General features: G+C 68.8%; 20 protein-coding genes. 4 read left to right on the top strand and 16 right to left on the bottom strand.

Annotation, left to right across the window (positions count from 1 at the left end; translation table 11 throughout):
* Window positions 1–267: 267 nt before the first annotated feature.
* Together EV192_RS57560 and EV192_RS44595 are read right to left on the bottom strand one after the other, a co-directional pair.
* A complete protein-coding gene (locus tag EV192_RS57560; protein WP_207926714.1) occupies window positions 268–408 on the bottom strand; it encodes a hypothetical protein in 141 nt (46 codons plus the stop codon).
* 241 nt (window positions 409–649) lie between these two features.
* On the bottom strand, window positions 650–1,024 hold the full coding sequence (locus EV192_RS44595; protein ID WP_132124805.1) for an antibiotic biosynthesis monooxygenase: 375 nt from the start codon (window positions 1,022–1,024) through the stop codon (window positions 650–652).
* Between the two features lie 69 nt (window positions 1,025–1,093).
* Here EV192_RS44595 and EV192_RS44590 point away from each other — a divergent pair, with 69 nt between their 5' ends.
* The 3 genes from EV192_RS44590 (at window position 1,094) to EV192_RS44580 (ending at window position 2,247) form a co-directional block, all read left to right on the top strand.
* Window positions 1,094–1,369 carry a hypothetical protein gene (locus EV192_RS44590; RefSeq protein WP_243727467.1) on the top strand — a complete coding sequence of 92 codons (276 nt, stop codon included), beginning with the start codon at window positions 1,094–1,096 and terminating at the stop codon, window positions 1,367–1,369.
* A gap of 75 nt (window positions 1,370–1,444) precedes the next feature.
* Entirely contained in the window at window positions 1,445–1,825 is a 381-nt protein-coding gene (locus EV192_RS44585) for an ArsR/SmtB family transcription factor (protein ID WP_132124804.1), read from the top strand.
* Window positions 1,825–2,247 carry a Fur family transcriptional regulator gene (locus tag EV192_RS44580; RefSeq protein WP_165960929.1) on the top strand — a complete coding sequence of 141 codons (423 nt, stop codon included), beginning with the start codon at window positions 1,825–1,827 and terminating at the stop codon, window positions 2,245–2,247. The genes EV192_RS44585 and EV192_RS44580 overlap by 1 nt, the downstream gene beginning before the upstream one ends.
* Before the next feature lie 93 nt (window positions 2,248–2,340).
* Here EV192_RS44580 and EV192_RS44575 read toward each other — a convergent pair whose 3' ends face one another.
* The 9 genes from EV192_RS44575 to era all read right to left on the bottom strand — a co-directional run bounded on the left by EV192_RS44575 (window position 2,341) and on the right by era (window position 11,701).
* The gene (locus EV192_RS44575; protein WP_132124802.1) at window positions 2,341–3,066 is read right to left on the bottom strand and encodes a TIGR03943 family putative permease subunit; all 726 of its coding nucleotides are present in this window, start codon (window positions 3,064–3,066) and stop codon (window positions 2,341–2,343) included.
* On the bottom strand, window positions 3,063–4,082 hold the full coding sequence (locus EV192_RS44570; RefSeq protein WP_132124801.1) for a permease: 1,020 nt from the start codon (window positions 4,080–4,082) through the stop codon (window positions 3,063–3,065). The genes EV192_RS44575 and EV192_RS44570 overlap by 4 nt, the downstream gene beginning before the upstream one ends.
* Complete coding sequence (locus EV192_RS44565) at window positions 4,079–4,498, bottom strand: hypothetical protein (RefSeq protein WP_132124800.1); 420 nt, start codon at window positions 4,496–4,498, stop codon at window positions 4,079–4,081. Before EV192_RS44565 ends, EV192_RS44570 begins: the two co-directional genes overlap by 4 nt.
* The gene (locus EV192_RS44560; protein ID WP_132124799.1) at window positions 4,495–5,307 is read right to left on the bottom strand and encodes an isoprenyl transferase; all 813 of its coding nucleotides are present in this window, start codon (window positions 5,305–5,307) and stop codon (window positions 4,495–4,497) included. Before EV192_RS44560 ends, EV192_RS44565 begins: the two co-directional genes overlap by 4 nt.
* Before the next feature lie 42 nt (window positions 5,308–5,349).
* Entirely contained in the window at window positions 5,350–9,054 is a 3,705-nt protein-coding gene (locus EV192_RS44555) for a Pls/PosA family non-ribosomal peptide synthetase (protein WP_243727466.1), read from the bottom strand.
* A gap of 81 nt (window positions 9,055–9,135) precedes the next feature.
* Complete coding sequence (gene recO / locus EV192_RS44550; protein WP_132124798.1) at window positions 9,136–9,873, bottom strand: DNA repair protein RecO; 738 nt, start codon at window positions 9,871–9,873, stop codon at window positions 9,136–9,138.
* A gap of 22 nt (window positions 9,874–9,895) precedes the next feature.
* Window positions 9,896–10,282 carry a CD225/dispanin family protein gene (locus tag EV192_RS44545; RefSeq protein ID WP_132124797.1) on the bottom strand — a complete coding sequence of 129 codons (387 nt, stop codon included), beginning with the start codon at window positions 10,280–10,282 and terminating at the stop codon, window positions 9,896–9,898.
* A gap of 85 nt (window positions 10,283–10,367) precedes the next feature.
* Entirely contained in the window at window positions 10,368–10,796 is a 429-nt protein-coding gene (locus EV192_RS44540) for an RDD family protein (RefSeq protein ID WP_132124796.1), read from the bottom strand.
* Window positions 10,796–11,701 (bottom strand): GTPase Era, encoded by a 906-nt coding sequence (era, locus tag EV192_RS44535; protein ID WP_132124795.1) that lies wholly within the window; start codon window positions 11,699–11,701, stop codon window positions 10,796–10,798. Before era ends, EV192_RS44540 begins: the two co-directional genes overlap by 1 nt.
* A 100-nt stretch (window positions 11,702–11,801) precedes the next feature.
* On the opposite strand from era, the gene EV192_RS44530 reads away from it, so the two are divergent.
* Window positions 11,802–13,307, top strand: a complete 1,506-nt coding sequence (locus tag EV192_RS44530) for an alpha/beta hydrolase (RefSeq protein WP_165960928.1) — start codon at window positions 11,802–11,804, stop codon at window positions 13,305–13,307.
* Here EV192_RS44530 and EV192_RS44525 read toward each other — a convergent pair.
* From EV192_RS44525 to EV192_RS44505, 5 genes are all read right to left on the bottom strand, one after another.
* Window positions 13,300–13,614, bottom strand: a complete 315-nt coding sequence (locus EV192_RS44525; protein WP_132124793.1) for a cytidine deaminase — start codon at window positions 13,612–13,614, stop codon at window positions 13,300–13,302. The genes EV192_RS44530 and EV192_RS44525 overlap by 8 nt on opposite strands.
* The gene (locus EV192_RS44520; protein ID WP_132124792.1) at window positions 13,607–14,908 is read right to left on the bottom strand and encodes a hemolysin family protein; all 1,302 of its coding nucleotides are present in this window, start codon (window positions 14,906–14,908) and stop codon (window positions 13,607–13,609) included. The genes EV192_RS44525 and EV192_RS44520 overlap by 8 nt, the downstream gene beginning before the upstream one ends.
* Window positions 14,909–14,929: 21 nt before the next feature.
* Window positions 14,930–15,484, bottom strand: coding sequence for an rRNA maturation RNase YbeY (gene ybeY / locus EV192_RS44515; protein WP_132124791.1), 555 nt, complete (start codon window positions 15,482–15,484; stop codon window positions 14,930–14,932).
* Window positions 15,485–16,546: a PhoH family protein gene (locus EV192_RS44510; protein WP_132124890.1), complete on the bottom strand. Its 1,062-nt coding sequence runs from the start codon at window positions 16,544–16,546 to the stop codon at window positions 15,485–15,487.
* 150 nt (window positions 16,547–16,696) lie between these two features.
* Window positions 16,697–17,050, bottom strand: coding sequence for a histidine triad nucleotide-binding protein (locus tag EV192_RS44505; RefSeq protein ID WP_132124790.1), 354 nt, complete (start codon window positions 17,048–17,050; stop codon window positions 16,697–16,699).
* Between the last annotated feature and the right edge of the window lie 1,007 nt (window positions 17,051–18,057).

Raw genomic sequence — 18,057 nt, 5'->3', positions numbered from 1 at the left:
CCACCACGAGGGGATTCCCCTATCACCCCATCGGCTTGATCGTCACGGATCCGAGTTGTGATGCACGGATACGCATACGACCATTCAGTAGAGAGGATACCGCCGAAAGGACCAACATATGACGACAGTCGCGCACCGCCAGGCCGAAAGCCACCGCCACACCCACGGGCCTGGTTGCGGGCACGACGCAGTTCTCCACACCGACCACGTCGACTACCTCCACGACGGCCACGTGCACCGCGAACACGTAACCGCCGACGGAGTCCACTACGACGAGTGCGACGTGTGCGCGTGTCCGCACTGCTCGGACTCGTGCGCGGTCTGCTCCTGCGCGGACTGCGTATGTCCGACCTGCAACCACGCGACCTGCGCCTGCAACGGGTGCGCGGACACGTGCGCGAACTGCACGTGCGCCGACTGTACCTGCCCAACGTGCGAGCACGCGGCCTGACCAGCGCCAACGCGCCAACGGACGCCCCGCCCGCACCCCGGCGGGGCTCCACCAACCCACTTCGGCGGGGTGGCTGGCGCCTAGCTGGACGGCAGCGCGCACAGCCTGCTGCCCGCGTCGGCTGTCCGGCGCTGGGTGTCACGGACGCTGGACGTCACCGACGCTGGACTTCACGGACCTGGGTGTCACGGGTGGGTGTCACGGACGTGGTGTGGCGGGGCCGCTGGCGTCGCTGGGGCGGACTGTGGCCGCGTCTGTCGCGATCACGCTGGTGTGCTGTTGGACGTGGCCGTCCGTGGCGTCGGCGACGACCTCGTAGGCGGCTGCCTCGCCGCGGGAGAGGAAGGGGATGACGTGTTCGCGCACGTCGAAGGGCGACATTGCCCGGCGGTAGGCGACCACCGAGGCGAACTCGACTGTCAGGACCCATTGGGTGGGTTCGTCCGCTGAGTGGCCCAGGAGGGCTCGTTGGCAGCCTTGCTGTGCCGTCAGCAGTTCGATCGAACGGTTCGCCTGCGCCGTGAACTCGGCGGTTTCGGCGTCGGGCACGGTGAAACCGCAGACCAACAGCACGGGTGTCGACCTCTTTCCCGTCTTTCCTAGGATGTGGCGACACGGTATCGCCGAGCTGAGGAGGCCGCCGTGCCAGGCAGAAGGAACATGCGGGCGCCATTGCTCGCCGGGGACGGCCCGTTGGCCAAGGTGCGTCCGCTCGTGGTGTTCGTCGTGGTTGTCGGCTTGTTCGCAGCCGGGGTCGCGGTGGGCGGCGCGGTCGGTGCCATCCTGTTGGGTGTCCTTGGGGTGGGGGTGGCGATCCTGCTGGCCGTCACCTGGAAGGTGCTCTCGCCGTCCGACCGGGTGATGCGGGTGGCCGTCCTGGGGCTGCTGGCCGCCGTCGCCATCATGCAGTTGCGATGAATACGACTACGGAAATCATTAGCGACTAGACTTGGGAGCGGCGGCGGACCCTTCGAGGCAGTGAGGCGGCGGCTGATGCTGGACAGGACAGCGAGCGTAGGCACGGAAACCCCGGAGTCCGTCCCGCACGAGCAGGACAGGCCGAACGTGGAGGCGGTGCCGCCCCGAGCGCCGGGGACGCTGACCGCCGCGGGTGACCTGCTCCGGGCGTTGGCCGCGCCGGTGCGGATCTCGATCGTGCTCCAGTTGCGTGAGTCGGACCGATGTGTCCATGAGCTCGTCGACGTGCTGGGGGTGGCGCAGCCGTTGATCAGCCAACACCTGCGGGTGCTCAAGTCGGCCGGTGTCGTCGAGGGTGAGCGGCACGGGCGCGAGGTCGTGTACCGCCTCGTCGACGAGCATCTGTCGCATATCGTGGTGGACGCCGTGGCGCACGTGGAGGAGGCTCGAGCTTGATGACCACCACGAACCGCACCCAGCCCGCCCCGGGCACGGCTCGCCGGTCCACCAAGCAGCGCGCCGCGGTCGCCGAGCTCCTCGACGACCTGGACGAGTTCCGGTCCGCCCAGGATCTGCACGAAGAGCTGCGCAAACGCGGCGAGGGCATCGGGCTGACCACCGTCTACCGGACGCTGCAGTCCCTCGCGGACGCGGGCGAGGTGGACGTCCTGCGGACGGACACCGGTGAGGCGATCTACCGGCGGTGCTCCCAGCACCACCACCATCACCTGGTGTGCCGGATGTGCGGTCGCACGGTCGAGGTGGAGGGTCCGGCGGTGGAGAAGTGGGCCGACCGCGTCGCCGAGGAGAACGGCTTCTCCGAGGTCAGCCACACCGTGGAGATCTTCGGCACCTGCGCGGGGTGTACGAAGAGCTGAACCCGCCCACAACGGACGAGACCCGGCTGGCAGTGACAGCTGCGGCGCCGACCAAGCGGGTGGGGATGGCGAGTTGTCGGCGGTGTGATCGAATCAGTATTCGTAGGGGTCTTCTGGTTGCTGGGTGAGTTGGAGGTTCTGCAGGGTCGCCGTTGGCACGTACGCGGTGTCCTTGTTCGCCGTTCCGGGGTGGATTCGGACGGTTGCCTGCACCCACTGGTCGCCGGCGAGGGTGTCCAGGCTGGGGCCGTCGAGTTTGACCTTCACCGGGTAGGCGTCGGCCGCGCAGCAGCTGATGGTCATGCGCGCCAGGAATGTGTCCGGTCCTTTGTGCGCGATGAAGCCGGTCAGGCGGACCGAGCGGGTGTTCAGGGAGCCTGACTTGTCCCAGGCGGCGCGTTCGACGAAGTCGCGCATGCGCTGGTCGATGACGTCCCCGGCGGGAAGCGGCGGGAAGCCGAAGTCCTCGGACGAGGATGCGGACGGTGCCGGTGGGGTGCGGGCGGCGGCGCGGTTCACCGAGTCTTCGCCGAGCGCCGGCGGGGCGATCAGGAAGACCGCGAGTACCGGCAGGAGCAGCAGCCAGGTGCTGTGCGAGCCGTGGTGGTGGCCGACGTCCACGGGTCCGTCCGGGCGGCGAGCGGCGATGATGTCGCGGCCGATGGAGATGAACGCGACGGCGACCATGATGGTGCCCGCCGCGATCAGCCAGGGCAGCTGTGTGGGTTTGACGTACCGCAGATAGGTGCCGTTCAGGGAGATCTTGAGCAGGGCTCCGCCGAGCAGCACCAGCAGGATGTTCTGGGTTTCCCGCCTCATCCCACTCCTCCGAGGACCACCAGGCCGGTGCCGACCGCGCACACCGTCGCCACGACGAACGTGACCGGCGCGAACCGGAAGGCGAACGAGCGGCCGAACGTGCCGGCCTGCAGGGCGATCAGCTTGACGTCCACGACCGGGCCGACCACGAGGAACACCAGCCGGGGCAGCAACGGGAGCATGGACAACGAGGCCGCGACGAACGCGTCCGCCTCGCTGCAGATCGCCAGAATGACCGCGAGCAGTGCCATCAGCAGGACGCCGAGGACGATGTTCCCGCTGATCGCGTTGAGCCATTCCTGTTTGACGTAGACGTTCATCGCGGCCGCGGTGATGCCGCCGATGACCAGGAACCCGGCGGAGCCGACCAGGTCGTGCCGGGTGGCTTCGACGAAGACCTTCCAGCGGGGCCCGGAGACGTGCTCGGGCAGGCGTCGCAGTGCCCGCTCGGCCATCCATTCGAGCTTGCCGAACCGGGCCCACAGCCAGCCCATGACGATCGCGGTGACCAGCGAGCCGACGAACCGGGCGAGCACCATCTCGGGCCGTCCGGGAAACGCGACCGCGGTGGCCACGAGCACGATCGGGTTGACGGCCGGCGCGGCGAGCAGGAACGCCAAGGCGGCCGACGCGGGCACGCCCTGTTGGATCAGCCGGCGCGACACAGGCACCGACGCGCATTCACATCCGGGGAGCGCAACGCCCGCGATCCCGGCCACGGGAACCGCAAGGATTTGCTTGCGTGGCAACGCTTTCCGCAGCGCGCTCGCCGGGATGAACGCGGCGATGGCGCCACTGAGCACGACTCCCAGCACCAGGAACGGCAGTGCCTGTACGCACACGGCCACGAACACCGTTGACGCCGTGCGCAGTTTCGGCACGTCGAGGATGCTGGCCACGCTGCCTTGGAACACCACCGCGAGCACCAGCAGTACGCAGAGGATCTCCAGCGAGGTGACGCCGAACCGCCGGGGCGGGCGTTCCCGCGTGGGCTGGTCTTCGACAGCCGTGGTCAACGATCCGATCCTGCCAGTAGGTCGATCCGGAGCTGGGACGCGCCCGACACGACCAACATCAACAGCGTGCCGAGCGCGGTGACGTCAAGGCCCTCCGCGGGGAACGTGTAGCGCAGGGTGACGTCGATGCCGCGATCAGTGTGCACCACGGTGACCGTCCCGAACAGGGCCTCGCCGCCGCGTTCGGCCGCGGAGGCGACGGTGACCGGTTCGTCGGGCAGATCCCACGCGACGACGCACGTCAGGCTCAGCACGTTGAGGCCCTCGGCCAGTTCCATGGCCTGGACCGCGCAGGGCACCTGGGTGTGCCGGAAGGTCAGCGCGCCGTCGTCGTCCACGAAGACCTCGTGGTAGCGCTCGAGGGCGTCACGCGCGTTGGTGAGCAACGCGGCCGTGCGCGCGGCTTCGCTGCTCATGTCGTCTCCTTGGCGGCGGAGGCGTCGACCGCGCCCCCGAAGCGCCGGTCTCGGTTGGCGTACGCCTCGCAGGCGCGCCACAGGTCACGGCGGTCGAAGTCCGGCCAGAGGATGTCCTGGAACACCATTTCGGCGTACGCCGCCTGCCAGACCATGAAGTTGGAGGTGCGCATCTCGCCGGACGGCCGGATGAACAGGTCGACATCCGGCATTTCGGGCTGGTACAGGAACTTCGCGATGGTCTTCTCGTCCACCCGGTCCGGGTTGAGCTTGCCGGCCGCGACCTGCCGGGCGATCTCCCGGGCGGCGTCGGCGACCTCCGCGCGGCCGCCGTAGTTCACGCACATGGTCAGGTTCAGCACGTCGTTGTCCTTGGTGCGCTCGTCGGCGATCTTCAGCTCGTTCACCACGCTGCGCCACAGTTTCGGCAGCCGGCCGGCCCAGCGGACGTGCACGCCGAGGGCGTCCAGTTCGTCGACGCGGCGGTGGATGACGTCCCGGTTGAAGTTCATCAGGAAGCGCACCTCGTCCGGGCTGCGCTTCCAGTTCTCGGTGGAGAACGCGTAGACCGACAGCCACCGCACACCGACCTCGATGCAGCCCTTGACCACGTCGAGGACGACTTCCTCGCCGCGTTTGTGGCCCTCGGTGCGGGGCAGGCCGCGCGCGTTGGCCCAGCGTCCGTTGCCGTCCATCACGATGGCGACGTGGGTGGGCACCTCGTCGAGCTGCGGCGGCCGGGCCCCGGAGGGGTGCGGGTCCGGCGGTCGGAACTCAGGGCGCTCGCGGTCGCGGCGTCGGCGAAGCAACGTGACTCCTTCGGCAAAGAACAGCTGGCCCCCACAACGTACTCACCCATGCCCGGACCACGAACGCACCGGGTTGCCGATCCACCTGGACCGTCCTGGCAGGGCCTCACCGCGCATGACCAGGGAACCCGGTCCCACGGTGGTCGTGGTGCCGACGGCCGAGCCGGGCAGCGCGATGCTGTGCGGCCCCAGTGTGGCCCCGCCGTGCACGTGCACGTTGTCAAGCCGCATCAGCCGATCGTGGAACAGGTGGGTCTGCAGCACGCAGCCGCGGTTCACCGACGCACCGGCGTCCACCCGGACCAGGTCGGTCTCCGGCAGCGAGTGCGTCTCGCACCACACGCCTTTGCCGATGCGCGCGCCCAGGCTGCGCAGCCACGTGTTCAGCCAGGGGGTTCCGGGTGACGAGCCGAGCAGCCACGGCACGGCAAGCTGCTCCACGAAACAGTCGAACAGCTCGTTCCGCCACACGAAGGAGCTCCACAGCGGGTGCTGTCCCGGCCGGAACCGCCCGACCAGCAGCCACTTCGCCAACGTTGTCAGCGCACACGCGATGACACCGGCGAGCACGAGTACGCCGCCGCTGACCGCGGCCGCCGCCCACAGGCCGTACTGGACGTTGACCTCGTCGATCGCGGCCAACGCCATGGTGGCCAGGAGCGCGCTGAGCACGATCGGAACCAGCCGGCACGCCTCCACGGCGGCCCTGGCGAGCACGAGCCGGGCGGGTGGGTCGAACGTGCGCGAACTGTCCACCGGGTCCGCGACGCGGGGCAGTTCCATCGCGGGCCGGCCCAGCCAGGACGATCCGGGCGACGCGTCGTCGGGCGCCGAGGACAGGACGCCGATCAGCGCGCCGGCCGGGACGTGCCGGCCGGGGCCGAGGATGCCCGAGTTGCCGAGGAAGGCCCGCTCCCCCACGTGCACCCGCCCGAGCCGCAGCCAGCCGCCGCGGGACTCGAACGGCGCGAGCAGTCCGTCGTCGGCGAGGAACCCGCCGTCGGCCACATGGGTGAGCCGCGGCATTGTGACCACTGTGGACGCTTCCACCCGGCGGCCTACCTTGGCGCCCAACGCACGCAGCCACGCGGGCGTGGCGAGGCTCGCGTACAGCGGGAACAGGTTCACGCGGGCGCTGCGCACCAGGCGGTCGGTCAGCCACACGCACCACGCGACTCGTCCGTGGGCAGGGTGCGTGCCCGCGGTGATGCCCAGTCCCGCCAGCCGTACCAACAGCACGACGATCATCGCGTAGGACAGAACGGCGGCGACGGTCGCCAACGGCGTGATGATCAGCAGGTGGCCCAGTGCGCTGCCGAGGGTCGCGTCGTTCCGGACGATCTGGTAGCCCAACAGCATCCACGGAATCGACACCAGGAGCGGCAACGCGCCCAGGCCGATCATCGACGCGGTGTACACGGCGTTCCAGCCCCGAGGCCGGCTCTGCCGAGGCGCGGGCCAATCCCCCTGGTAGCTGACCGTGTCGGTCGCCGTGACGCAGGATCCGGGCGTGACCTCGGTGCCGTCGGGCACCTTGGCGCCAGGCAACAGCGTGCTGCGGGCGCCGACACGGGCGTCCGCGCCGATGTAGATCTCACCGACGTGCAGCACGTCACCGTCGAGCCACCAGCCGGCCAGGTCGGCCTCGGGTTCGACCGCGCAGCGGTCGCCGAACGTCGCCATCCCGGTCACCGGCGGCAGGGCGTGCAGGTCGACGTTCGCGCCGACCTTGCAGCCCAACGCTTTGGCGTACCGAGCGGCCCAGTGCGTGCCGGCGAAGCCCGCCAGCCCGAACGCGCCCGCGACCCGTTCCATCGTCCACAGCCGCAGGTGGACGCGCCCGCCGCGGGGATGTTCCCCGGGCTGGATTCCCCGGCGCAGCAGCCGGGACGTGCCCAGCACGATGCCGAGCCGGCCGACCGGGCTGACCAGCAGTGCCCACGCGCCCAGCAGGACCCACCACGAGGTGGTCGGCGTCCACGGCTCGGGATCGATGAGAGCCATCAGGTTGTCGAGCAACAGCAGCGCCAGTACCCATTTCACGCCGGTGAGGGTGGCCAGGACGAGATGCACGAGCGCCTGGATCACCCCTGTCCGACGCGGTGTCGGCATGACCGTTCGTTGGCCTGGCTCGTGCCGCATCAGCTCGTCCAGGTGTGCGGCGAGCGCTGGCAGGGTGGGGTGGTCGTAGACGTCCAGCACCGCGACCGTGGGAAAACGTTGGCGCAGTGCGGAAACGAGCCTGGCCGCGGCCAGGCTGCCGCCGCCGAGGTCGAAGAAGTTGTCGTCGCGGCCGACTTGGACGCCCAGGACCTCGGCCCACTGACCGGCCAGCCAGGTCTCGGTTTCCGACGCGTACGTCACGGCCTCGCCTTTGACCGGCCACGGCAACGCGTCGCGGTCCACCTTGCCGGAGGTCTTCATCGGCAACGACGGCAGTTCCACCAGCCGCGGCACCAGCCCGGCCGGCAACCGGTCGGCCAGGATCCGCCGGGCCTCGCCCGGGTCGAAGCCGCCCGCCACGACGTAGCCGATCAACATCCCGTTCCGCACGGCCGCCGCGGCGGCGACCACGCCGGGCAACGCGCCCAGGGCCGTGTCGATCTCGCCGAGCTCGACCCGGCGGCCGGAGATCTTCACCTGGTCGTCGGCCCGGCCGACGAACACCAGCCCCTCCGGGTCGGCCCGGACCAGGTCACCCGTCCGGTACGCGCGGTCCCACCCGAGCATCGGCCGGTAGCGCTCGGCGTCCCGGACCGGGTCGAGATACCGGCCCAGCCCGACCCCGCCGATGACCAGCTCACCGACCTCACCGGGCCACACCCGACGCCCGTCGGGTCCGACCACGGCCAGGTCCCAGCCGGCCAGCGGGAGCCCGATCCGCACCTGCTCACCGGGGACCAGTGGGGCCGCACAGGCCACCACTGTCGCCTCAGTCGGTCCGTAGGTGTTCCACACCTCCCGGCCGGGCGCGGCGACGCGGGTGACCAGTTCGGGTGGGCATGCCTCGCCGCCGAGGATCAGCAGCCGGACGCCGTCGAGCGACGGCCACAACGCGGCGAGGGTCGGCACCGTGGACACGACGGTGATCTCGTGGTCGAGGATCCATTCGCCGAAGTCCGCACCCGACCGGACCTTGTCCCTGGGCGCGGCGACCAGGCAGGCGCCGTGCCGCCACGCCAGCCACATCTCCTCGCATGACGCGTCGAACGCCACGGACAACGCGGCCAGCACCCGGTCGCCAGGCCCCAACGGCCGGCTCTGGCAGAACAGCTTGGCTTCCGCTTCGACGAACGCCGTCGCGGACCGGTGGGTGATGGCGACGCCTTTCGGCGTGCCGGTCGAACCGGACGTGAAAATGATCCAGGCATCGTCGTCGGGCGTGGGTCGGCGTGTTACTCCGCGGCCATGTCCTGTTATCTTCTGGGACGGCCCGATAACGGTGGCGACACCTGCTTCGGCCCATACTGTTTCAGCGCGTTCGTCGGGGTCGTCGAAATCGACCGGAACGTACGCGGCACCAACGGACAGCGTTGCGAGAATGCTCACATAAAGGTCGACGCAACCTGACGGAATTCGAATGCCGACCCGGTCGCCAGCACCCACACCGGCGGCGCGTAACGTGCTCGCCGTGTCCCGGACCGAGGCCGCAAGCTGGGCATACGTCAACTCGACGGTCGAGTCGGCGAGTGCCGGCGCCGCGGGATGTCTGGCGACGGTCGATTCGAATACTTCCAGGAGTGTCACACCTACATGACGCTCGCCAACACGCAAGGGTTGCGGAAAACCAGCAACCAAAAATCGGCTTTACCCTGCTGTACTATGTCATTACTGTGAGCGACGCTCCACTAACGGCAATGATCTGAGCTGACGTTCCAAATGCCACTGCAAATGGGCCGCCACCAGGCCGCTCGCCTCTCGTCGCGCGGCCGGGGCGGACTCGTCCGCCCGTTCCCACACACCGTGCATCAAAGCGTCCATCAAGACGAACGTGTCCCTGGCCGGACTCGCGGATCCCGGCGGCCGGCAGTCGTCGCAGACCGCCCCGCCCGCGGGCACATTGAACGCATGGTGCGGTCCGGGCTTGCCGCAGCGGGCGCACTCGAACACGGCCGGCGCCCAACCCGCGTACGCCATCGCCCGCATCAGGAACGCGTCCAGGACCAGCGACGGATCCCGTTCCCCCGCCGACAACGCCCGTAACGCGCCGGCGACGAGCATGTACAGCCGCAACACCGGCTCGCCCTCTTCGGCGGAGAGCCGCTCGGCCGTCTCCAGCACCGCGCACCCGGCGGTGTACCGCTGGTAGTCGTCGACGATCCGGGGCGCGAACGCGTCGATCGTCTCCACCTGGGTGATCACATCCAGCGTCCGGCCCGTGTAGCACTGCACGTCCACGTGGCAGAACGGTTCGAGCCGGGCGCCGAACCGCGACGACGTGCGGCGCACGCCTTTGGCCACCGCGCGAAGCTTGCCGTAGCGACGGGTGATCATCGTGATGATCCGGTCGGCCTCACCGAGCTTCTGCACGCGCAGCACAACACCGGTGTCGCGGTACAGGGTCACCCGCGCATTCTTCCACGCGACGTCAGCGCGGGAAGGGAGGCGCGTAGCGCGCGACCGTGTTGAAGAGCACGAACCACATCAGAATGAAGAACACGAACAGGACAGCGGCGATGATCGTGGCGATCAGGCACAGGGTCTTGGTCGTGTTCGACGCGTCCCGGGCCAGGTCGTAGCGGCCCTCCGCCCACAGCCGGTCCACCTGGGTGGACTTGATGATCGCCGGGATGGCCAGCGGCCAGAACAGGAAGATCGCGCCAATGGCCCAGCCGAGGTAGTTCGACGGGCGCGGCATGCCCGGCGGCGGGGGCGGCGGGTAGTACGGGTAGTAGCCGGGCGGTGGGTACGGCGCCTGGTACTGCCCAGGGACAGGATCCTGTGGTCGTTCGTACGACGGCTGTGACTCGCTCACCGGGCTCCCCCTTCGCCGGGCACTCACCGACCCGGTTGGGAGATTCAGCGCTCGGCCCCGGTACTTCGTTACAGATTCCCCAGGACTAATCGGCCTGCACCACGACTGTCCGAGTGACGAAGTCGTGCACGCCACGGTGCAGGCGCTCGTCGAAGAACGCCACCACGGCGTTCACCGGCCAGGTCAGCAGGTACAGCACCAACGAGCGCACCAGCACCCGCACCAGGCCCGGGGGTTCGCCCGTGTCCACCCGCACGACCTGCACGTGGGCGACTCGTTTGCCCGGCGTGTGCGAGCTGCACATGAACTCGTAGATCACCAAGGTCGCCACGACGAGGACGACCTCGGTGAGCAGCCCGATCGGCGGCAGGGCCCAGAACACCAGCGCCCAGGGCGCGCCGACGATCACCACGTCGACCAGCCTGGCCAGCAGCCGGCCGCCGAACGTGGCCAGCACGACCCGCTGCCCGCCGACCACGGCCACGTCCCGGTCGGCCCGGTGCGCGGCCGGCATCAGAACCCCAGCTTGCGCAGCTGCCGAGGGTCGCGCTGCCAGTCCTTGGCGACCTTCACGTGCAGGTCCAGGTACACCCTGACGCCCAGCAGCGCCTCGATCTGGGCGCGCGCGGCCGAGCCCACCTTCTTCAGCCGCTCCCCCTTGTGGCCCAGCACGATGCCCTTCTGGCTGGACCGTTCCACGTACAGCTCGGCGTACACGTCGATCAGGTCGTCGCGGCCTTCGCGGAACGCCATCTCCTCGACCACGACGGCGATGGAGTGCGGCAGTTCGTCGCGGACGCCTTCGAGGGCGGCCTCCCGCACCAGCTCGGCCACGAGCGTCACCTCGGGCTCGTCCGTCAGCTCACCTTCCGGGTACAGCGGCGGGCCGGGCGGGAGCTGCGCCACGAGCAGGTCGCTGAGCTTCGCGACCTGGAAGCCGTCCACCGCGGACACCGGGATGATCTCGGCGAACTCCATCAGGGACTGCATCGCCACCAGCTGCTCGGCCACCATCGCCGGGTTCGCGACGTCGGTCTTGGTGACCACGCCGAACACAGGTGTCCGCTTGGACACCTTGGCCAGCTGCTGGGCGATGAACTTGTCACCCGGTCCGACCTTCTCGTCGGCGGGTACGCAGAAGCCGATGACGTCCACTTCGGACCAGGTGGACATCACCACGTCGTTGAGCCGCTGGCCGAGCAGGGTCCGCGGCCGGTGCAGGCCCGGGGTGTCCACGATGACCAGCTGGGCGTCCGGCCGGTGCACGATGCCGCGGATGGCGTGCCGGGTGGTCTGCGGCTTGCTGGACGTGATGGCGACCTTGGTGCCGACCAGCGCGTTGGTCAGGGTGGACTTGCCCGCGTTCGGGCGGCCCACGAAACACGCGAAGCCGGACTTGTGGTCGTCAGGGAGGTTCACCGACCCATTCTGACAGCCAGTCGGAATGGTCGACACGCTCGACACCCTATCTTGCAGGCGGGTAAGATTCTTACATACCGAATATCTTCTTGGGGGAAGTATGCGATGGAGGAAAGTCGGCCTGGTCGCGGCCGTGATCAGCACCGCGCTGACCGTTCCCGCAGCGGCGAGTACCGGGCTGGAGTGGGTGGGCTGCGGAGCCGCCGAGGCCGAGTGCGCCGAGCTGACCGTGCCGCTGGACTGGCACCGGCCCGACGGTCGGCCGATCAGGGTCGCGATCGACCGGCACAAGGCGAATCCGGCCACCCGCAAGGGGGTTCTGTTCATGGCTCCCGGTGTCGGGTTCGACTTCGTGCTCACCGGGGTGAAGTCCGGGCTCTTCGCGAAGTTCCCGGATCTGCTGCGGGATTTCGACATCATCGGGGTCGACACGCGTGGCGGCGGCCTGCATCCGTTCTACGGCAGGCAGCCCGCGCCGTTCCGTACCGACGCGATCACATGCGGGTCGCCTGTGCACGATCCTGATGTGAACTCGTTCCCGCGCAACGGAAGCGAGTTCGACGCGTTGGTACGGCACAACCGTGCCTATGCGGCGAATTGCGACAGCCCGTTGCTCGGTTACATGGACGCGGTCAGCCAGGCCAGGGATCTCGAAGCGGTCCGCGTCGCCCTGGGCGAGCAGAGCGTCAGCATGTTCTTCTTCGGCTACCTGGGTCCGGTCGGCCAGACGTACGCGAGCATGTTCCCGGACCGGGTTCGGGCGATGGCGTTGGACAGTCCGGTCGACCACAGCGTGCCGGTGGTGGCGCGGGCCGTCGACTTCGCGTCCACTGTGGAGCGTGAGTTCGACCGGTTCGTGGCGTGGTGCGACAGATCGACGAGTTGCGTCCTGCATGGCGCGGACGTCAAGGCGATCTACGACAACCTGTTGCGACAGGCGGACAAGGAGCCGGTGCGGCTGGATCTGCCACCCGAGCCGGGACAGGCCGACCCGCAGCAGCGGACCGTCCTGGTCAAGGGGAACGACCTGGCGTTCCTCACCGAGCAGGCACTGGAGATCGGCGACCTGTCGATCGGCGGCGCCCACTCCGGCTGGTTCGACCTGGCGGTCGCGATCGCCGAGTCGGCCAAGGGCACCAGCCCGACCTTCTCGTTCTTCTACCGGTACTCGTGGGGCTACCGCGACCTGTGGAATCCGTTCCGGGCCGGCACCTGTCAGGACTTCCCCACGACCGTCGCCGACCTCGCCGTGAGCGAGCCGATCGTCGCGGCCGTCGCCCCGCATACCCGCGGCGCGTCGCAGGCTTGGGACGCGATGAGCGGGTGCGTGGGGTGGCCGGTCCGCGGCACGAACCCGCCGCAGCCGACGTTGGTCCGTGGTGCCCCGCCGATCCTTGTCATTGGCGCGCAAGGCAACCCGTGGTCACCGTACGAACGTGTGGCGTCGGTGTCGGCACAGATCCAAGGCAGCGTCCTGCTGACGTACGCGGGCGACGCGCACATCGCGTTCCTGTCTTCGCAATGCGTGATCGACACCATGCAGCGCTATCTGGACACCCTGGTCACGCCACCGCCGGGGACGGTCTGCCCGGCGATCCCTACATGACCTCGCCGGCCGGGTTCGCGCGGTAGACCGGCGCGTCCGGGTTGAGGTCACGCACCGCGGCGTCGTCCACCGAGCCGGCCTCGGTGACGACAGCCGCGGCTTCGAGGCCGTCGGCGCCGCTCGCCACCGCGGCGGCGACGGCGGCCTCCAAGGCCGTCAGTTTCAACGACGGCAACGCGACCGTGCAGCCGGAATAGGTCCGGCCCATGGTGTCGCGCACCGCCGCGCCCTCAGGCGCACCTGTACGGGCACGGGCCGCGCGGGCCAGCGTGATGATCTTGATGTCCTCGGGGTCGAGCTCAGCCACGCTCCCCGCTCCCTTCGCTCACACTGCTTGAGGCGAGGCTGACCACGACTGTCGTGATCCGCATCCGCCCACGGCTGTCCTTGCCGCCTTCGGCCTTCAGGCGCAGTCCACCGATGGTGGCCTCGGCCCCGGGCAACGGCACGCGCCCCAGCCGCTGCGCCATCAGGCCGCCGACCGTCTCCACGTCGAGATCCTCGAAGTCGGTGCCGAACAGCTCGCCCAGGTCCTCCACCGGCAGCCGGGAGCTGACCCGGACCGAGCCGTCGGTGAGGTGCTCGACCGGCGGCCGGTCGTCGGTGTCGGACTCGTCGGTGATCTCGCCGACGATCTCCTCGATGATGTCCTCGATCGTCAGCAGCCCGGCCGTGCCGCCGTACTCGTCGACCGCGATGGCCATGTGGTTACGCGACAGCTGCATCTCTTTCAGCAGGTCATCGAGCCGTTTCGTGTCCGGCACGAACTCCGCCGCGCGCATCAGCTCGACCATCGGCCGCACCGATCCGCCTTCCTCCAGCGCGGCGGCGACCAGGTCCTTGAGGTTCACGACGCCGACGATGTCGTCCACGCTCTCCCCGATCACGGGCAGCCGCGTGAACCCGGTGCGCAGCGACAACGCCAGCGCCTGCCGGACGGTTTTGGCCTGTTCGATCCAGATGATCTCGGTGCGCGGCACCATCACCTCGCGGGCGATCGTGGCACGCAACTCGAACACCGAGTGGATCATCTCCCGCTCGTCCTCGTCGACGACGCCGCGCTCCTGCGCGAGGTCGACCAGTTCCCGCAGCTCCACCTCGGAGGAGAACGGACCTTCGCGGAAGCCACGGCCCGGTGTGATCGCGTTGCCGATGACGATCAGCAGCCGGCTCAACGGCCCGAGAATCATCCCGAGGACCCGCACCGGCCCGGCCGCGACCAGGCCTACCGCGTACGGATGCTGCCGGCCGATGGTCCGCGGCCCGACGCCGACCAGGACGTACGACACCACGACCATGCCGACCGCGGCGATCAGCATGGCCAGCCCGACGGGTGTGATCAGGTTCAGGCACGCCACCGTGAACAGCACCGTCGCCACCAGCTCACACGTCAACCGGAGCAGCAGCAACAGGTTCACGTGCCGCGGCCGGTCGATCACCACCGCCAGCAATTGGCGCGCCCCGGCCCGGCCGGCCCGCGCCAACCCTTCGACCCGCGCCCGCGAGACAGCGCTCAACGCCGCGTCCGCCCCGGCGAAAATGCCCGCGAACAGCACAAGTACCACCGCGACTACCAGCAGAGTGGCGGAGTCAGAGGTCACGACGGGCCTCGCTCTAGTCCTCTAGTCCTGTGGGCGTTTCTCCCGGGGCTCGTCGAGCCCCACCGCACCGAGCACCTTGTCGTCCGCGCTGCGTTGCGCCGCGAGCCGCTTGGCGTCGGCGTGCGCCACCCGGAAGTCGGCCAGGATCCGTTTCTGCAACGAGAACATCTCCCGTTCCTCAGCGGGCTCCGCGTGGTCGTAACCGAGGAGATGCAGCACGCCGTGCACGGTCAACAGATGCAGCTCGTCCAGCAGGCTGTGGCCGGCCTTGCGAGCCTGTTCCTTGGCGAACGCCGGGCACAACACGATGTCACCGAGCAGCGCCGGACCGGCCTCGGACGCGTCCGGCCGGCGCGCGGAGTCCAACTCGTCCATCGGGAACGCCATCACGTCGGTCGGACCGGGCAGGTCCATCCACCGCTCGTGCAGGTCCGCCATCACGTCCAACTCGACGAGCAACACCGACAACTCGGCGAGCTTGCTGACACTCATCCGATCGAGGGCGTACCGGGCGGCGGCCACAATCGACGCGTCATCGACCGCCATCCCCGACTCGTTGGCTATCTCAATGCTCACTCAACGGCCCCGGCGGTCGCTGCCAGTGCGAGGTTTGCGCACGTCACCCGCGTCCTCGGTGGCCTGCCAACGCTCATAGGCGTCGACGATGTCGGCCACCAGCCGGTGCCGAACCACATCCGCGCTGGTCAACGTGGAGAAGTGCACGTCGTCGACGCCGTCGAGGATCTCCCGGACCACCTTGAGGCCGCTGCGCTGCCCACCGGGCAGGTCGATCTGGGTGATGTCGCCGGTCACCACGATCTTCGACGAGAACCCCAACCGGGTGAGGAACATCTTCATCTGTTCCGGCGTGGTGTTCTGCGCCTCGTCGAGAATGATGAACGCGTCGTTGAGCGTCCGCCCGCGCATGTAAGCGAGGGGCGCCACCTCGATCGTTCCCGCCTGGGTCAGGCGCGGGATCGACTCCGGGTCGACCATGTCGTGCAGCGCGTCGTACAACGGGCGCAGGTACGGGTCGATCTTCTCGTACAGGGTGCCCGGCAGGTAGCCCAGCCGCTCCCCCGCCTCGACCGCCGGGCGGGTCAGGATGATCCGGTTGACCTGCTTGGCCTGCAGCGCCTGCACGGCCTTGGCCATGGCCAGGTACGTCTTGCCGGTACCGGCCGGGCCGATGCCGAACACGACGGTGTGCTTGTCGATCGCGTCGACGTAGTGCTTCTGGTTGAGCGTCTTCGGCCGGATGGTGCGCCCACGCCGGGACAGGATGTCCAGGCTGAGCACCTCGGCCGGGGACTCCGAAGTCCCGGCGGAAAGCATGGCGATGGTGCGGCGTACCGCGTCGGACCCCAGTTGCTGGCCGCGGCCGGCCAGGGTGGCCAGCTCCGCGAAGACCCGCTCACCGAACGCCACGTCCGCCGGGGAGCCCGACAACGTGACCTCGTTGCCGCGGACATGCACGTCCGCGGTGAGGAGTTCCTCGACGACCTTGAGGTTTTCGTCCCGCGACCCGAGCAGTGTCAACAGGGCCGTGTCCGGCACGGAGAACCTGGACTGTGCCTGCCGATCGGGCGTGGCGGACTCCGAGGGATCCACCTGGGATGAGCCGTTCTTCCCGTTCAGGGAAGTGTCGGAGGGTCGGGCGGCTCCACCCTGTGCGGTATCGGCCACGTGGCCTCTGGCCTGCTTTCTGGGGTCGAACGCCCCACTAGTCAGCGTCTGGACACCCCTGATGCTAGCCGCACGCACCGACAACGTGCAGCGAATACCTGGCTACACCCGCCCGAAGAGACCCAACTGTTCACCACCGAGCAAGTGCATGTGCGCGTGGAACACGGTCTGCCCAGCGTCTGCCCCGGTGTTGAACACCAACCGGTACCCACTCCCAGCCAAGCCCTCCTGCTCAGCGATCTGCCCAGCGGCCAGCACAACGTCGTCCAGCAGGCCGGGCGCCCCCTTGGCCAGCTCAACGGCATCCGAGTAGTGCGCCCGCGGAACGATGAGGACGTGCGTCGCGGCCTGCGGATGCAGGTCCCGAAACGCGAAGGTGGTCGCGGTCTCATGAACGACACTGGCGGGCAGTTCCCCGGAAACGATCCTGCAGAACAAGCACTCGGCAACGGTCATGCGCGAACCCTAATAGGCCCCACCCACCCCCTCCCGCAGCATCATCCGGAACACCGCTCCGATTTGAAAGGATTCACACTCAGTAAAGGACCAAAACCCACCCCAAACCCACAAAGAGCAACCCAGGAACGAGCCAAGGCCAGCACCACCCAGCACGCCGGCAACAGCAGGCAGGGAAGCGGCTGGGTGGCGGGAGCCGGCGGGCGGGAGCAGGTTGACTGGCGGCAGCGAGCAGCAGCAAACCCGCAGGCCAAGCCAAGAAACCAGCACGGCAACGAGCAAAAAGGGACAGGCCCGGAAGCTGCGAAGCAGCAGGGAAGCAGGCCGAGAAAGCGAGGCAACGAACAAGCCAAGCCAGGAAGTAGGCAGCAAAGCCGCAACCAAGCTGGGAAGCGAGGTGGCAAAGCCGCAGGTGAGAGCACGCCCAAAGCCGCGAAGCAGCGCAGGAGCCACCTGAAAAGCGAGCGGGGAAGCAGCGAGAGCAGGCCAAATGCTGCGAAGCAGCAAGAAAGGCAGGCCAGGCAAGCGAGGCGACGAAGGAGCCGACTGGGAAGCGAGACGGCAAAGCCGCAGGTGAGAGCACGCCCAGAGCCGCGAAGCAGCACAGGAGCCACCTGAAAAGCGAGCGGCGAAGCGAAGCGGGGAAGCAGCGAGAAAGCAGGCTGGGTAACTAGGCGACGAAGGAGCCAGCTGGGAAGCGAGGCGGCGAAGCCGCACGTGGGGGGCTTGGGGGGCTCGGCCCCCCAAAATAATGCAGGGTCCACCGAGGGAAGGTGCAAAGCACCGACCATGGGGACCCGTGGACGCTGCGCTGCGGGGGCGAGCGCCCACCGCAGCGCAGCTCCGCCGGACCGAGGGGGGAGGTGTCCGGCGGCTCTTGTGGTGCCCTTCGCGGGTTTCACGCGGGGCACCATGACCTCGGCCTTCGACGCAGAGCGTAGACCGTCCGTCAGGACGAGCGCCACCAGGTCGGCCAAATTGATCTTTGCCAATGGCCGGCTCTGCCC

This window comes from Actinocrispum wychmicini (assembly GCF_004345645.1).
Lineage (GTDB): Bacteria > Actinomycetota > Actinomycetes > Mycobacteriales > Pseudonocardiaceae > Kibdelosporangium > Kibdelosporangium wychmicini.
Note: the sequence above shows the minus strand (reverse complement) of the source record. Positions and strands in the feature narration are given on the sequence as shown.

Coding starts and splice junctions, on each gene's coding strand:
- EV192_RS44505 (WP_132124790.1), bottom strand. CDS start 17,050: ATGACCGTTGCCGAGTGCTTGTTCTGCAGGATCGTTTCCGGGGAACTG.
- EV192_RS44580 (WP_165960929.1), top strand. CDS start 1,825: ATGACCACCACGAACCGCACCCAGCCCGCCCCGGGCACGGCTCGCCGG.
- EV192_RS44575 (WP_132124802.1), bottom strand. CDS start 3,066: ATGAGGCGGGAAACCCAGAACATCCTGCTGGTGCTGCTCGGCGGAGCC.
- EV192_RS44530 (WP_165960928.1), top strand. CDS start 11,802: ATGCGATGGAGGAAAGTCGGCCTGGTCGCGGCCGTGATCAGCACCGCG.
- EV192_RS44585 (WP_132124804.1), top strand. CDS start 1,445: ATGCTGGACAGGACAGCGAGCGTAGGCACGGAAACCCCGGAGTCCGTC.
- EV192_RS44540 (WP_132124796.1), bottom strand. CDS start 10,796: ATGCCGGCCGCGCACCGGGCCGACCGGGACGTGGCCGTGGTCGGCGGG.
- EV192_RS44565 (WP_132124800.1), bottom strand. CDS start 4,498: ATGAGCAGCGAAGCCGCGCGCACGGCCGCGTTGCTCACCAACGCGCGT.